This window comes from Paenibacillus barcinonensis (assembly GCF_003217495.1).
Classification (GTDB): Bacteria; Bacillota; Bacilli; order Paenibacillales; family Paenibacillaceae; genus Paenibacillus; species Paenibacillus barcinonensis.
On sequence record NZ_QJSW01000006.1, the window covers coordinates 19,883 to 35,322 of the forward strand.

At 47.4% G+C, this 15,440-nt stretch carries 12 protein-coding genes; 11 read left to right on the forward strand and 1 reads right to left on the reverse strand.

Annotation, left to right across the window (positions count from 1 at the left end):
- Positions 1-11 precede the first annotated feature (11 nt).
- The 4 genes from DFQ00_RS11225 (at position 12) to DFQ00_RS11240 (ending at position 6,910) form a co-directional block, all read left to right on the forward strand.
- Positions 12-962 carry a carbohydrate ABC transporter permease gene (locus tag DFQ00_RS11225; protein ID WP_244213795.1) on the forward strand — a complete coding sequence of 317 codons (951 nt, stop codon included), beginning with the start codon at positions 12-14 and terminating at the stop codon, positions 960-962.
- A complete protein-coding gene (locus DFQ00_RS11230) occupies positions 947-1,780 on the forward strand; it encodes a carbohydrate ABC transporter permease (RefSeq protein WP_110896584.1) in 834 nt (277 codons plus the stop codon). Before DFQ00_RS11225 ends, DFQ00_RS11230 begins: the two co-directional genes overlap by 16 nt.
- A 5-nt stretch (positions 1,781-1,785) precedes the next feature.
- Complete coding sequence (locus DFQ00_RS11235; protein WP_244213796.1) at positions 1,786-2,955, forward strand: glycoside hydrolase family 88 protein; 1,170 nt, start codon at positions 1,786-1,788, stop codon at positions 2,953-2,955.
- Positions 2,956-3,076: 121 nt separating this feature from the next.
- Positions 3,077-6,910 carry a polysaccharide lyase family 8 super-sandwich domain-containing protein gene (locus DFQ00_RS11240; RefSeq protein ID WP_110896586.1) on the forward strand — a complete coding sequence of 1,278 codons (3,834 nt, stop codon included), beginning with the start codon at positions 3,077-3,079 and terminating at the stop codon, positions 6,908-6,910.
- A gap of 160 nt (positions 6,911-7,070) precedes the next feature.
- Here DFQ00_RS11240 and DFQ00_RS11245 read toward each other — a convergent pair whose 3' ends face one another.
- Positions 7,071-7,976 carry an AraC family transcriptional regulator gene (locus DFQ00_RS11245; protein ID WP_110896587.1) on the reverse strand — a complete coding sequence of 302 codons (906 nt, stop codon included), beginning with the start codon at positions 7,974-7,976 and terminating at the stop codon, positions 7,071-7,073.
- Positions 7,977-8,187: 211 nt separating this feature from the next.
- On the opposite strand from DFQ00_RS11245, the gene DFQ00_RS11250 reads away from it, so the two are divergent.
- The 7 genes from DFQ00_RS11250 to rsiV all read left to right on the forward strand — a co-directional run bounded on the left by DFQ00_RS11250 (position 8,188) and on the right by rsiV (position 15,102).
- Positions 8,188-8,832 carry a carbohydrate-binding family 9-like protein gene (locus DFQ00_RS11250; protein ID WP_110896588.1) on the forward strand — a complete coding sequence of 215 codons (645 nt, stop codon included), beginning with the start codon at positions 8,188-8,190 and terminating at the stop codon, positions 8,830-8,832.
- A gap of 34 nt (positions 8,833-8,866) precedes the next feature.
- Entirely contained in the window at positions 8,867-9,715 is an 849-nt protein-coding gene (locus DFQ00_RS11255) for a sugar phosphate isomerase/epimerase family protein (RefSeq protein ID WP_110896589.1), read from the forward strand.
- 54 nt (positions 9,716-9,769) lie between these two features.
- On the forward strand, positions 9,770-10,813 hold the full coding sequence (locus tag DFQ00_RS11260) for a Gfo/Idh/MocA family protein (protein ID WP_110896590.1): 1,044 nt from the start codon (positions 9,770-9,772) through the stop codon (positions 10,811-10,813).
- A 251-nt stretch (positions 10,814-11,064) separates the two neighbouring features.
- Positions 11,065-12,255 carry a glycine C-acetyltransferase gene (locus tag DFQ00_RS11265; protein ID WP_110896591.1) on the forward strand — a complete coding sequence of 397 codons (1,191 nt, stop codon included), beginning with the start codon at positions 11,065-11,067 and terminating at the stop codon, positions 12,253-12,255.
- 37 nt (positions 12,256-12,292) lie between these two features.
- Positions 12,293-13,252 (forward strand): L-threonine 3-dehydrogenase, encoded by a 960-nt coding sequence (locus DFQ00_RS11270; protein WP_110896592.1) that lies wholly within the window; start codon positions 12,293-12,295, stop codon positions 13,250-13,252.
- 453 nt (positions 13,253-13,705) lie between these two features.
- Positions 13,706-14,200 carry an RNA polymerase sigma factor gene (locus DFQ00_RS11275; RefSeq protein ID WP_110896593.1) on the forward strand — a complete coding sequence of 165 codons (495 nt, stop codon included), beginning with the start codon at positions 13,706-13,708 and terminating at the stop codon, positions 14,198-14,200.
- A 17-nt stretch (positions 14,201-14,217) separates the two neighbouring features.
- Positions 14,218-15,102, forward strand: coding sequence for an anti-sigma-V factor RsiV (gene rsiV, locus DFQ00_RS11280; protein WP_110896594.1), 885 nt, complete (start codon positions 14,218-14,220; stop codon positions 15,100-15,102).
- Positions 15,103-15,440 lie beyond the last annotated feature (338 nt).

Consider the following 15,440-nt stretch of genomic DNA (forward strand, 5'->3'; position numbering starts at 1 on the left):
GAAGTGATGAAATGTCTTCTTTGAATAAAAGCGCGCTGGGGGAACAGGGAACCCGCCTACTGGAAAAAAGCAAAAAACCGTCATTGTGGCAACGGATGATGCATCCGCAAGCGAGAACAGCTTATCTCTTTCTGCTCCCAAATCTGCTAGGGTTCCTGCTATTTATTGCTATTCCGAGTGTGATGGCGTTGGGGCTTGGCTTCACAGAATGGGACGGGTATAACCCGGTAAAATGGAACGGGCTGGATAATTATTTGCGGCTTGTGAGGGACGAAAACTTTCGAATTGCTTTACAGAATACCCTGCTCTACACCTTTGGCTCCTGCCTCCTCGTTATCATTGCATCTCTATCACTGGCCTTGCTTGTTAACCAGAAAATGAAAGGGATGTCGCTCTACAGAGCGGCATTCTTCTTCCCCCATATTGCATCTTTTATCGCAGTAGCGGTGGTCTGGCAGGCCATTTTCAATCCAACGCTCGGACCGCTGAATATGTTCCTTGGCAAATTTATGGAGCAGCCCCCCGGATGGCTGGTCAGCTCGAATTGGGCTTTGCTCAGCATTATCCTTGTCTCCGCCTGGAAGATGGCCGGCTACTATATGCTGCTGTTCCTGGCAGGCTTGCAGGGAATTTCCAAAGAGCTGTATGAGGCAGCCAACATTGACGGCGCTAATATCCTGCAGCGTTTCCGCAATATCACGCTGCCGATGCTATCTCCTGTGACGTTCTTTGTCATCATTACCTGCATTATTAATCTGTTCAAGTCATTTGATCTTGTGTATGTCATGACCGGTGGTGGTCCGGGCCGCTCCACGAAGCTGCTCGTCTATGATATCTTCGTTCAATCGTTCCGCAATTCCGCATTTGGCTACGCCTCGGCTGAGGCCATCGTGCTGTTCCTGATCGTTCTGGCGATTACTTATGTTCAATTCAAGGGGGAGAAACGATGGGTCAACTACTAGGTCGAGCCGTGCCGAAATCTCTGGCGCATCTGTTGATGATTTTAATATCGCTGGTCATGATCGTACCCTTTCTATGGATGCTGTCTACCTCCTTCAAGTTGCAGGAGGAAGTGTTCCAGTATCCGATACAGTGGATTCCGCAAGTTTTTCACTTCGAGAATTACGTCGAGGTATGGACCAGTATTCCATTTCCGTTATACTATTTCAACTCTCTGAAGGTCTCTATTCTGGTTACTTTGGGGCAATTAATCACCTGTTCTCTAGCTGGGTACGCTTTTGCCAGATTGGATTTCCCCGGGAAGAACCGATTGTTCATCATGTATTTTGCAGCCTTTATGATCCCTTATCAGGTCATTATGATCCCGCAGTATTTCGTCATTAAGAAGCTAGGCCTTGTCGACAGCCATTGGGCACTAATCCTGCTGGAAATCTTTAGTCCCTATGGCGTGTTCCTAATGCGCCAGTTCTTGTCAGGAATCTCGAAAGAGCTCTCTGAAGCGGCACGGATTGACGGCTGCAACGAATTTGGCATCTTTGCCAGAATTATTATGCCGCTGGCCAAGCCAGCGTTAGCAACACTTGGAATCTTCGCTTTCTCCTGGGTGTGGAATGATTTTCAGGCTCCACTTATTTATCTTACCAGCGATAGCCTTAAGACATTGCCGCTCGGCTTGGCCAGTCTGAACGGTGAGTTCACATCGCAGACTCAATTGATTATGGCAGGTACCGTGCTGTCGCTTATTCCGGTAGTCACTGTATTTCTCTTCTTCCAACGATACTTTATCTCGGGCATTACTGCCGGTTCTGTGAAAGGATGAAAACTGTGAAGAACACTCTAGTAACGAACGTAAAATGGCATGAGGCCATCGAATATGCAGTCCTCAAAACGAAACACAATTTGTCTCGGTACAAACAGAAGTTTCCTCATATTGCTAATGACAAATGTTATGACTGGGGCGATAACGAGGATTGGATCGAAGGCTTCTGGACGGGGATAGTCTGGCTATGCTACGAATACAGTGGTGACGAATATCTGCGATTGCAGGCTAATAGCCAGATTGACAGCTTTCATCGCCGTCTCCAGAACCAACATGCCCTAGAACATCATGACATTGGCTTCCTATATGGCTTATCCGCACTCGCGGGCTGGATCATTGAAGAGGACGAGCAGCACAAGCTGCTTGCACTGCGAGCTGCTGACCATCTACTGGGACGTTGGCGAGAGGCATCTGGACTCATTCAGGCTTGGGGGCCGGAAGATGATCCGGAGAATGGGGGGCGTATCATCATCGACTGTTTGATGAATCTCCCGCTACTGTACTGGGCTTCCAGCGCAACCGGCAATCCCCGCTATGCAGAGGTTGCCGTCGGACAGGCCGAGTTGTCAAGGAAGTTTCTTGTCCGGGGAGACGACTCGTCCTATCACACCTTTTATTTTGACCGAAGCGGTAATCCGCTTAGAGGGGGAACACATCAAGGCTACAGGGACGGGTCTACCTGGACACGGGGACAGGCGTGGGGCATCTATGGATTTGCTCTATCTTATCGCCACACGGGAAACCTCCGTTTTCTGGAAACGTCGAAACGCCTTGCTGCTTATTTCATAGAACGAATACCGGCTGACGGCATCGTCTATTGGGACTTTGACGTTCCCGTGACCGGCTCTACCAGTCGGGACAGCTCCGCTTCCGCTATTGCGGTTTGTGGCATACTGGAACTACTGGAGCATCTGGCACCTGCAGATCCGCAGAGGCAGCGATTAGAAGATGTGGTCTTGCTGACCATGTCGGCACTAGCCGAGTCTTCAATGAGCATGGCGCAGGAATACGAAGGCCTTATCGATCATGGATCATATCATGTCAGAGGCGACTATGGGCTGGATGGTTATATGATCTGGGGAGATTATTTTTATCTTGAAGCGCTACTGCGCCTGGAAAAGCAGATTCCCGGGTATTGGTATGAGCGTGGCAGTAGCTCACAGGAAGGTGATTAAGTCGCGTGTTTCCAGCGATTGGCCGGAGTGTTTGTTCTTCCTGATTTTTTGAAGCGGCTGGAATTTCGTATGCTGCGTTTATAAGCATTTGCTGCAAAATCAAAATGTTGGAGGGGTTGGTATGCAAGTGTATAATCAGCCATTCATAAAGTCGCTTCTCTTCCGTCTTATCATTATGCTGCTGGTTCTGGCGCTTATCATTCCCGCTGCGACCTTGCCGCCGGCGTTCGCTGCTGGCACCGTATTCGTAAATGTTAACTATGATGAGAGCGCGAATGCCAAGAATACGAAGCTCTATAACGGCTCCACATACAGTGGCTCGGTCGGTGGAAGCTGGGGCATCTATAATTCTTCGGCAGAAACAGATTATGTGACTATAGAAAACGCTCCCCAGCGTGAGGATTACAGTCTCAAAATGGTCTCCAATACCAAAAACGTGAGTACCGGAAGAAATAATCTGGGCGGAACGGGCGCTGGCAATAGTGGCATCGCCGGAAAGCTGGTTTTTGAAGCGTCGGTTTATATGAACAGTGCTACGCATCGCCGTGAGATTCAGTTCAGAAGCCTGAACGCCCCTTACCCCGCTACAAGCACCACCAATGTTTCTGCCCTTACCTTTAATGCCGCAGGAGAAATACGCGATGCTAGTAATCAACTCCTGACATACTACGAGAAGAATTCATGGTACAAAATAAAAATGTTCATAAACAACTCAGCGCGCTCCATATCCTATTTTCTGAATGACCAGTATTTAGGGGAAGCCTCGCTGCCTTCCGCCTGGCTGAATATTAGACATATATACCTCAATCAGTATTTTCAAAGCGGGCTGCAGGCAGAATGGATGGTTAATGACCTGAAACTCTCAGATTATGTGCCAATTACGGGAATCGATCCTTCAGTACCAATACTTGAGCTGCCGGAGAGCACCAGCACCAATATAGTGGTTACACCTTTGCCGCAAGATGCTTCCGACCAGCGCTTACTTTGGAGTACAGCTGACCCTGACGTGGCCTCAGTGACTAATGGTACGGTCTATGCGCTCAAAGAAGGCAGCACCACAGTGAATGTAAGCACTTATGAAGGCAATTATTCGCTTGCGGTTCCAGTGGTAGTGACCAAACCGGTGCTGCCGCTCGGCATCATATTGCCGGATGAAGTTAAGCTAGCGGTAACAAGCAAGCAAGTACCGCAGCCTGTATTTAATCCCCAGAATACAACGAATCAGGCACTGAACTGGAGTTCCAACAATCCTGCAGTTGCCACTGTCAATGCCGTTGGTGAAATCACCGGAATATCCGTCGGCTCTGCGGTGATTTCAGCAGTATCACAAGCCGATCCGACGATCTCTGCAGAGGTTACCGTTGTTGTTACTCCATATATTCCTGTCACCTCTGTTGTCATTACATCTCCACCCTCACAGATTTCCAAATACGACAGCCATCAGCTCACCGCAAATGTAGAGCCGTCGAATGCAACGGACTCGCAGCTAAGCTGGGTATCCGATCACCCTGAAATCGTAAGTGTGGCTGCAGATGGCACAATGCGGGCCCTTGCCGTTGGTACGGCTACGGTGTCCGCAAGTACGGCTAACGGACTAGCGAATTCGGTTACACTTGAGGTGATTGCTCCCCAGCCGGAGAATCCCGAGGAATATGATGATATCAGGCTGCGCTGGAAGGAAACCCTGACCGGCAAAGATTCACTGGATGTAAATGACGCAGCGGTGCAAGCCATTATTGAGGCCAATGCATCTGCAGCTCAACAATACTGGGATAGCATGCAACTCACATCGGGAGGCACAACGCTCTGGAATGACCTTCCCGCTTCTGCCAGTGATTCTTCTTTTATCAACAACCACTATACCCGATTGAAGACAATGGCATTAGCCTATCAGACCAAAGGAACCTCTCTCTACCATCATTCCGGGCTAAAGGACGATCTGCTTCAAGCTATGGACTGGATGCTGGATAAGTTGTATACGGACACCGGCACCGAATTCGGCAACTGGTGGAACTGGGATATCGGCGTTCCCAATCGTTTGGCAGATATCCTGATCCTGATGTATGACGATTTGACTCCGGAACAAATTCTGAGGAATACGGCAAGCATCGATCATTATATCGGGGACATCACCGCCGCTTCTTTTACACAGACAGGTGCCAACCGCTCCGATATCATGCTGATTCAGGTCCGTATGGGGCTTGTCGAACAGAACTATGACCGGCTAATTCAGGCCAGAAACGGGATGAGTGAGCTATTTCAGTACACAGCAGCAGGAGACGGGTTCTATGAAGATGGCTCGTATGTGCAGCACAGCACGATAGCCTACACGGGAAGTTACGGGGAGGTTCTGATACAGGGGTTAGGGAACCTGATGTTTCTGCTGAACGGAAGCACCTGGCAGCCGATTGTGCCCGAGATGAATAATGTCTATCGTTGGATCAATGAAGGCTTTGCACCTGTTTTGTATAATGGGCAGGCTATCGATATGACGAGAGGTCGCGCAATCGTGAGGCCGGCAGCAGATGCCTATTACTCCGGCAGAAACATTCTCGCGGGTATCGCCCGAATTGCACTGACATCTCCTGCCGAGATTTCGATTAGGTTAAAAGGCTTGGTGAAATATCATGTAGAGTATCAGCTGAGCCGGGGGGAATCATATTATCAGTTTCCGCTGGATTTGGCAGATACGATCAGGGATTGGGTGGAGGATCCTGCGATTGCTCCTGCCACCAATATTCAAGCACACTATGAGCTGAATGGCATGGCTCGCAGTGTACACCGGGGCGAAGACTTTCTGTTCGGAGTCAGTAAAAGTTCAAAGCGTATTGCCACCTATGAGCTTACCAACGGAGAGAATCCTAAAGGCTGGTATACTGGTGACGGGATGACGTATCTCTACAACCAGGATCTGTCCCAGTATACAGGTAGCTTCTGGGCAACCGTGAACTGGAACCGACTGCCGGGCACAACGGTTGTCTCGCGGACAAGGGATTCCAGCAATTACCAATACGGGGATGGCGAAAGCGTGCCGCTTAATTCCTGGGCGGGCGGCACAACGTTGGATACCTTCGGCGCTACAGGCATGGAATTGATTCAGAACGGCACACAATTGCAGGCGCGGAAATCCTGGTTTGCTTTTGACAATGAAATTGTTGCGCTGGGTGCTGGCATTACAAGCACAGATAACCTTCCTGTAGAAACCGTCATAGAGCAGCGGAAGCTGAAGGAAGACAATTCCAACCGTTTCTTCGTGAATGGTGAAGAATTGAATGGGACCATAGTAAATAAAGAGATAGAGAATCCATCATGGGCTTATCTGGAGGGAAATGTGACAGGCTCGAACATTGGTTATATCCTCCCGCATCATTCATCGATCAAATTGACCAGACAAATTCAAGAGGGAAGATGGTCCGACATTAATCTCAGCAATCCTCCTTCTGCAACAGCACCTACCGAACTGCTGCAGAATTATTTCCTGACCATGTGGATTGATCATGGGAATAATCCTGCTGACAGTCAGTATGAATATATGATTTTGCCAAATGCAAGCAAGCAGGAAACAAAAGAATACGCCGATTCGCCGGATGTCACCATCCTCGCCAATTCTAAGACGGTTCAGGCGGTCCGAGAGAATACGCTTAACGTTGCATGTTATAATTTCTGGACGGATACTCTGACTACGATAGATGGCGTTACTTCGAATAAAAAAGCCTCTGTCATGATTAGAAAAAATCTGGGGGCCGATACGATTGATCTGTCAGTGTCTGATCCTACGCTGGAGAATCAGGGTTATATTGAACTGGAACTGGACGCAGAGGCAGCGGGCATACTGGGTAAAGACGATCGGATCGAGGTCCTGCAACTATCACCTACGGTAAAGCTAAAGATCAATATGCAAGGTACCCTTGGGCGGACATTGCTGATTAAACTGCAAACCCCACTGGAATCATGACAAACTAAAGCATCAAGGAATCGATCGAGATGTGATGGCAAAGACATTTGGATTCAAGGGATAAGCATCGAAATCATTAGAATGTTTGAGTATGCCTTTGCTTGTAGGAAGCAAGGATAACCTGTTACACATAAGTTTTGAGGTTCTTATAATGACTATCTTATAGCATGCGTGATAATTTCCGGTACTCTCGAGGGGAGATCCCTTCATATTTGCGGAATGTGCGACTGAAATAATGAATGTCAGGGTAACCGCTCTGTGTGCCCACAATTTCGATGGAACAGTCCGTTTCCCGCAACAATTTGCGGGCTTCCCTTAGGCGTATGGATTGAATGTATTGGTTTGGAGGCATGCCAACCATTTGTTTGAACAGTTTTGCCGTGTGGTCTATGCTAAGATTCATTTGTTTGGCTATCCCCGAATTGCTCCAAGGCTCTGAAGGAGAAGCTTCGATCTGCTTCATAAGTTCACGCAGCTTATCTCCATGAATGGAAACATGGCGTGATGAGTTCAGATAAGGTGAGCGCAGCAGATGGGTGAGCAATTGCAGCATCAAGGCTTTGCATATGAGCTCATAGCCTGGCGGACGCATCGTAAACTCATGGACCAGCTGCTCCATGAGTTGAACTGCAGCAGAGGATGATGAATAGACAGGAGTCGCGGATAACGGAGTCATGCCTTCTGCGCAGGCTTCTGCGGCGAATTTGTGCAGCTGAACAGTCTCTTCATTTACAACCATATCAGCCTCGGTTTGAATGGTTAACTCGTTGAAAAAGTCAAAGTGAATACCAATGAAACGCGCCTCGGGACGAGATACGACTTCATTCTGATGATATACCCCGGCGGGTAGCATAATGAGCTCTCCGGTTTTTAGGGTATAACGTTTATCGTCCATGTAGGTCGTTGCTTCACCCCGACAGACGTAGAGCAGTTCGAAATCATACAGCCGTCGTCTGGGAAGCTTGCCTGGAGGCAGAGTCTGGAACTGTGCATAGTGGACATTGGGAGACCATTCCTTGTAATTTGCAATTCTTTGTACTGGATAATCCCTTTGCAAAGGCGACACAGGCTTGACCTCCTTAACTATATAATTCCATGCAGGATCAGATGATTAAAACTAAACGGAATTGTACAAATAATCTCTTGATCTTCTAAATCAATATTAGAAAAAGTTATATACAATATAACTATTATCACATCTTCATTTCATAGTTACAATATCACGGATTAATTCAAATTATAGGATGGATAACGTCGAATTAAGGAGATGAAGCGGGATGAACTTTCTTCCTGAGGAAAGGAGCAGCACCTGCCACTATAATGCACACAAGTTCACGACGGATGGAAAGTTGCCCTCTCCTTCGGATTGGGAAAATTGTGTGCCCCTAAATTTGGTCGATACAGTGACGGGTCTGCCACCTCGGCAATCAACCGAAGTACGTATAGGCTGGAGTAAGGACTACCTTCATATTCGTTTTACATGTCAGGACCCCTACATCGTATCCAATTTCACGGAAAGAGATCAACCTCTGTACGAACAAGACGTCGTTGAGATCTTTATCGACGAAAAAGGGGATGGCCAATGTTACATGGAGCTGGAGATCAGTCCAAACAATGTGATTTTTGATGCTCTTATTCAAAATGATGACGGACAGGGTTCGAAGCTGAAAGTGGATGTAGCTTGGCACTTAGCGGGACTTCAAACCGAGGTGGAGGCCGACGATCAAGGTAACCGAGTGTACTGTATTCATATCCCATCCGATAATTTCAACTCACCTTTGACTTCAGGATTATGCTGGAGAATTAACGTGTATCGCATTGATGAGAATGAACAGGGAGAGCGGGAATATCAGGCTTGGCAACCGACCGGAGCCATTAACTTTCATGTGCCAGCCAAGTTTGGTCTATTGCGATTGGCTTAGCATTGCTATTCATAACGACGAGGAGGTCATTCAGATGAAAAAAGGGATAAACATATGGTCTTTCCCAGGGGATTTAGCCATCGCAGACTGTATTAAGACAGCCCAGGGGGCTGGATTCGAGGGAATTGAACTATCGCTGAACGGAGAAGGGGAGCTTAGCCTGTCTGCCACAGATCAGGAGGTTCGCGATATTCAAGGACGTCTTGAAGAGGCCGGTTTAGAGATTGCAGGTCTGGCTACCGGATTATATTGGGAATATTCAATGACGAGTGCAAATAAGGAGACTCGCACCAAAGCACTGGATGTTTGCAAAAAACAATTGGAACTTGCCTCGGCATTTGGCGTGGATACGATTTTGGTTATTCCCGGTGCCGTAGGCGTTGATTTTATCCCTGACAGCGAAGTGACTGATTACGAGGTGGCCTATGAGCGAGCTCAAAAAGCTATCGCATCCCTGTTACCCTATGCTGAAAGCGCCGGAGTATCGATTGGAATTGAAAATGTATGGAACAAGTTTCTGGTTTCGCCGCTTGAACTTCGTACGTTCATTGATTCCTTCCAATCCAAGTATGTTGGCTCCTATTTCGACGTAGGCAATGCAGTGCAGAACGGATATCCCGAACAATGGATTCGTATTCTGGGGCACCGCATCAAAAAGGTTCATTTTAAGGATTATCGCCGACAAGCGGGCGGACTACATGGCTTTGTGGATCTACTCGCCGGAGATGTGAATTATCCCGCGGTTATGGAAGCATTGCGTATCGTGGGTTACGACAATTACGTTACAGCAGAGATGATTCCTCCATACACCCATCATTCTGAGCAGATCGTATACAACACATCCAGAGCAATGGATGCTATCCTAGAGAGACTTATTGATTGAATTCATATAACTACGTATTTCTAAAATATAATTTTTACTTCAGGAGGGAAACACATGTTGAAAGTGGGCTTGGTTGGTTTTGGTTTTATGGGGCGCATGCATTTTGATAATTATGTACGCCTCGCCTCGGAAGGGGAATCTATCGAACTGGTTGCCATCTGTGATTTGAAAATAAACGAACTAAAGCATGGAAAAGCATCTGGAAATATGGCGACAGAGCAGGAAGTTTATGATCTTACACCTTATAGGTTATACGACGACATTGCTAAAATGGTGGAGCAAGAAGAGCTGGATATCATTGATATTACATTGCCTACACCGCTGCATGCGGAACTGACATGTGCCATGTTGGAAAAAGGCATGCATGTCCTTTGTGAGAAGCCAGTTGCGCGCCATTCATCAGATGCATGGGAGATGGCGCATGTTGCAAAACAGACTGGAAAAACACTGATGATCGGTCAATGTTTACGCTTTTGGCCCGCATATGAATATCTCAAGTCAGTGGTTGAAGAGGAACGGTATGGAGCGGTGAAGGCAGGTTATTTCTTCCGTGGTTCAGGTTTGCCTCAAGAATGGTTTCTGGATGGTAGTAAAAGCGGTGGCTGTATATTAGATATGCACATCCATGATACCGATATCATCCACTGGTTATTTGGAAAACCGGATCAAGTTTCTACAATCGCACGTAATGTGATTGCTGGAAGTGGTTACGACACTGTATCAACCCATTATCTGTATCCTGACGGAAAGGTGCTGAATGCGCAAGCAGATTGGACGCTGGAGGGAGATTTCGGTTTCTCAATGACATTCCGCGTTAATTTTGAGAAGGGAAACCTTGTATTTGAGAATGGAGAACTAAAAGTGAACCCGAATGATGCACCAGGCTTTGTTGCTGATCTTTCTCCAGACTCAGGGTATTATCAACAAATCCGGTATTTTATCCGCTCGGTTGCAGCGGGGAAACCCGTTACGGTATGCACACCAGAGAGTGCGATAGGAAGTCTTGAAATTATTGAAGCAGAGATACGCTCAGCGGATGAACGGGGAGCGTTTATAACGATCGGGGAAAAGGCCGGCAGCCTGACAGCGGAGGGTTAGTATATTTCATTATTTATGTTTCTTCTGATGGACAAAAACAAACAAGGATCTAGTAGCGATTGCTTCCGGGGATGGGGGAAGCAATCGCTATATTTATTTGCGGATTTTTTTGGTTTTTGTCCTTCTCATGTGTACAAAAATCAAAAAAAATGCTACATTGAAATCAAAATAAACACCTTTAAAACAAGGTTTTTCACGCATTATGACATGTCTCCCGTACGAGGACAAACGTAAATCGAGGAGGGAATGAAATGTCGAGTCAAGCACTGGACCAATTTTTAAATTCGAGCATCGAAGAGCTAAAGACTAAAGGTCTATACAATGTCATCGATACACTGCAGGGTGCAAATGGTCCTGTTATTCGTATCGACGGAAGGTCCCTAATCAATTTGTCTTCTAATAACTATTTGGGACTGGCAACCGATCATCGCCTGATTGAAGCTTCAATTAAGGCGGCGCAGACATATGGAGCAGGCGCAGGGGCTGTAAGAACAATTAACGGTACGATGGATCTTCATGTTGAGCTTGAAGAAAAATTGGCCCGTTTCAAAAAAACGGAAGCCATTATCGTGTATCAATCGGGATTTAACTGTAATATGGCTGCTATATCGGCGGTAATGGACCAGCATGATGCGATTTTATCCGATGAGCTGAACCACGCTTCAATTATTGATGGCTGCCGCCTGTCGAGAGCCAAGGTGATTCGTTTTAAGCATTCGGATATGAATGATTTAAGACAGCAGGCGAAAGAGGCCAAGGAATCCGGTCAGTACCGTAAAATTATGGTCATCACCGACGGGGTTTTCTCCATGGACGGTGATATAGCAAAGCTGCCCGAAATCGTGAACATAGCAGAAGAGTTCGATCTGATTACTTATGTGGATGATGCCCACGGTTCGGGTGTTCTTGGAGCAGGTGCGGGAACGGTGAAGCATTTTGAATTGTCCGACCGCATTGACTTTCAAATTGGTACTCTTTCCAAGGCGATCGGCGTTGTCGGCGGTTATGTGGCGGGCAAAAAACAACTGATTGAATGGTTGAAGCTGAGAAGCCGTCCATTTCTGTTCTCGACATCGCTACCTCCAGCGGTAATCGCTTCTTGTAGCGCTTCTGTCGACATTTTGATGAATGACCAAGAGCTGATCGAGAAGCTGTGGGAGAACGGCAATCATTTGAAAAATGGCTTGAGCCTGCTTGGCTATGATGTAGGCCAAAGCGAAACCCCGATCACCCCTTGTATTATTGGCGATGAAGTAACCACCCAACAGTTCAGCAAACGGCTCTATGAAGAAGGGGTCTACGCCAAGGCAATCCTGTTTCCTACGGTCCCGAAAGGTACTGGAAGAATACGCAACATGCCGACCGCCGCCCATACCAGAGAGATGCTTGACCAGGTGATCTCCGTTTATGAGAACGTTGGCAAGGAAATGAAGCTGATTTAGCTGCATTCGCGGGAGTCTATTTCGGGAGGAATGTCTTATGAACAAGATATTGGTGACCGGAGCACTGGGCCAAATCGGTTCTGAGTTAGTTGTTAAATTACGTGAAATTTATGGTGCGGATCACGTTGTTGCTACGGATCTCAGGTCATCCGCCCACGAAATTACCCGATCCGGGCCATTCGAGCTGCTGGACGTGACGAATGCTAAAGCGATGTTTGAAATAGCCAAACGATACGAAGTGGATACCGTCATTCATTTGGCCGCGCTGCTGTCTGCTACCGCAGAGGAGAAACCGCTGCTTGCCTGGAACCTGAACATGGGCGGATTGATGAATGCACTTGAAATATCCAGGGAGCTCGGCTGCCAATTATTCACGCCAAGCTCCATTGGAGCTTTTGGCCCTTCGACTCCGAAAGACAATACCCCGCAGGATACGATCCAGAGACCCAATACGATGTATGGCGTGAACAAGGTGTCCGGAGAACTGCTTTGTGATTATTATTTTCACAAGTACGGCCTGGATACCAGGGGACTGCGATTCCCGGGCTTAATATCTCATATGACGCCTCCCGGTGGAGGAACGACGGATTATGCGGTAGAAATTTACTACGCAGCCGTGACGACTGGCCGATATACATCATATATCGCCAAGGGCACAGACATGGACATGATGTATATGCCGGATGCTCTGAACGCTATCATCGATTTAATGGAAGCGGATTCATCACGGTTGATACACCGAAACTCATTTAATGTCACCGCAATGAGTGTAGATCCAGAGGCGATTGCTGCAGCGATTCGGGAGGAGTTTCCACGCTTCATCCTCGATTATGATGTTGATCCGAAGAGACAGGCGATAGCCGATAGCTGGCCGCATTCCATTGATGCAACGGCAGCCAGAACAGAATGGGGATTTCATGCACGCTACGACTTGAAGGCCATGACGAAGGATATGCTGTCACAGCTAAGCGAGAGACAAATGCTTCGTAAAGCTTAAGCTTCGTAAAGCTTAATGTTAATGTTCGAGGCACAAGAACATGATGTACTTGGAAGTCGCTATTTTAGCGGCTTTTTTTATTGTATCGTCACTGTATTTTATACGGTCTACCTCGACGCGAGCTTCTTAAAATAACCTCGTTGTTTAACAAATAATTCCCGATCCAAGAAATAATCCGATAATAGGGAGAGCACAACAAGAATAATCGGCACTCCACACGCTTCCTTAGAGAGGGGGGCTCTTAACGTGAATAGAAATCAGCTCAGGCCCTCGGTGAAATAGGGTCTTTTGTTTGCTGTACGGATGAATTGGCTCGCCAAATCTCACATCAAATCACAGTGGCTAAAGTTTTTAATTGCAAATCAAACTTTTTAAACAACTCGCCCGTCTTGCATCCGTAAGGCAATTGCAATTGATGGTTACGCGCGCGGGCCCAAAGGAGTGTCTGATTACATGAGAGTAGGCCGGAAGCTGGAGAAGCTTCTCATCCAATGCATCACCGAAAACCGGAAAAGGGCGTATCGACTGGCTTACAGCTATGTCCGCAACAAAGAGGATGCCCTCGACATCGTACAGGATGCCATTCACAAAGCGTTCATGTCCATTGAAAGACTGAACAATACGGGTTCATTAAAAAGCTGGTTTCTTCGAATCATTGTGACAACGTCCCTGGACTTCATCCGAAAACAGAAAAGAGTCCAACTTATGGACGAAGAAAAACTGGAGGTTGTGCTGCCAAGCAGCCAAGACCATTATGCCGATCTGGATCTGGCAAGGTCACTGAATGAGCTACCGGACAAATATCGGATCTTGATTATCCTCCGCTTTTTTGAAGATATGAAGATCGAAGAAATCGCGGAAGTGCTTAACGAGAATCTCAGTACCGTTAAAACAAGACTCTATCAAGGACTGCAGAGACTTCGGGTGAACATGAGCGAAGAAAATTAAAAGGAGGAGAGACGATCATGCATGACAAGCTGAATAGGATGAAGCAGGAGTATGAGTCCATTCCGATTCCAAATGAGTTAAATGAGATAGTGAACAGAACGATCGCCTCCCGGCGAAGAACAATAAAGGTCATGCCCTGGCTCGCAAGCGCTGCGGCTGCCTGCATCCTGCTGTTTGTCGGCGTAAATGCCAGCCCGGCCTTCGCCAAGGCGCTGTCCGAAGTGCCGGTGCTTGGGAAGATTGTCAAGGTCATCACCATCCGGGAATATACCGAGCAGAATGAAAACACAGATGTGCATCTTAAAACGCCTGGCATTGCCGACACTGGCAGTCCTGAACTGGAACAGTCCCTAAACACCAAATATTTGGAGGAAAACAAGAAGCTGTACGAGGGTTTTAAGGATGAAGTGGCCCAGCTGGAAAAAAGCGGGGGAGGGCATCTCGGGCTGGAAAGCGGCTATAAAGTCATCACCGATACGGATCTGCTGCTGACCCTCTCACGTTATGTCGTCGAATCAGCGGGTTCCTCCGCCGAATCCCGCAAATACGATACGATCGATAAAATCAACCATATCGTCATCACGCTGCCAAGCCTCTTCAGTGATGATCGCTATATTCAAGTGATTAGCGATAATATTCAAGAGCAAATGCGTCAGCAGATGAAGGACGACCCAAGCAAGATTTATTGGGTTGAGCAGCCAGGGACCGAGCCGGATATACCGAAGGAGGAACTGTTCCGCAGCATCGCCAAGAACCAGAATTTCTACATTAATCAGGACGGTAAGCTGGTAATCAGCTTCAATGAATATGATGTAGCGCCTGGCTACATGGGCGTTGTCCAGTTTACGATTCCGACGGAGGCGGTCCAGGACCTGCTCGTCAGCAACGAGTATGTCAAATAAAATAAGAGCCGTTTTGCTCCGCGCAATCGCTCCTCAGCGCACTGTGCGAGGCTTCACTTGGGAATCAACTACATGAGCACATGTAAGAGAGCAGGAAATCGCCTCGGGCGAGCCTGCTCGGGAATGATCTCAATGTAACAATAGACTGTACAACTAAATCTTATTTAATCACCAGGGGGTGGGGCAAAATACAGCATCGCTCCGGGAGTGACCGTCATGCCGGAATTAAGGCCGCCCGCAAGCAATTGCGCCAGCGGTCTTTTTTCTTGGCCTTCAGGCTTGTAAAGAGCGTAAAACAGTTTCGTACAGAGCTGTATAGAACACCGGGTAAGCAAAAC

Bases quoted from the DNA above. Each gene is read 5' to 3' on its own strand.
- DFQ00_RS11225 (WP_244213795.1), top strand. From the start codon at position 12: ATGTCTTCTTTGAATAAAAGCGCGCTGGGGGAACAGGGAACCCGCCTA.
- DFQ00_RS11230 (WP_110896584.1), top strand. From the start codon at position 947: ATGGGTCAACTACTAGGTCGAGCCGTGCCGAAATCTCTGGCGCATCTG.
- DFQ00_RS11240 (WP_110896586.1), top strand. From the start codon at position 3,077: ATGCAAGTGTATAATCAGCCATTCATAAAGTCGCTTCTCTTCCGTCTT.
- DFQ00_RS11250 (WP_110896588.1), top strand. From the start codon at position 8,188: ATGAACTTTCTTCCTGAGGAAAGGAGCAGCACCTGCCACTATAATGCA.
- DFQ00_RS11255 (WP_110896589.1), top strand. From the start codon at position 8,867: ATGAAAAAAGGGATAAACATATGGTCTTTCCCAGGGGATTTAGCCATC.
- DFQ00_RS11260 (WP_110896590.1), top strand. From the start codon at position 9,770: ATGTTGAAAGTGGGCTTGGTTGGTTTTGGTTTTATGGGGCGCATGCAT.
- DFQ00_RS11265 (WP_110896591.1), top strand. From the start codon at position 11,065: ATGTCGAGTCAAGCACTGGACCAATTTTTAAATTCGAGCATCGAAGAG.
- DFQ00_RS11270 (WP_110896592.1), top strand. From the start codon at position 12,293: ATGAACAAGATATTGGTGACCGGAGCACTGGGCCAAATCGGTTCTGAG.
- DFQ00_RS11275 (WP_110896593.1), top strand. From the start codon at position 13,706: ATGAGAGTAGGCCGGAAGCTGGAGAAGCTTCTCATCCAATGCATCACC.
- rsiV (WP_110896594.1), top strand. From the start codon at position 14,218: ATGCATGACAAGCTGAATAGGATGAAGCAGGAGTATGAGTCCATTCCG.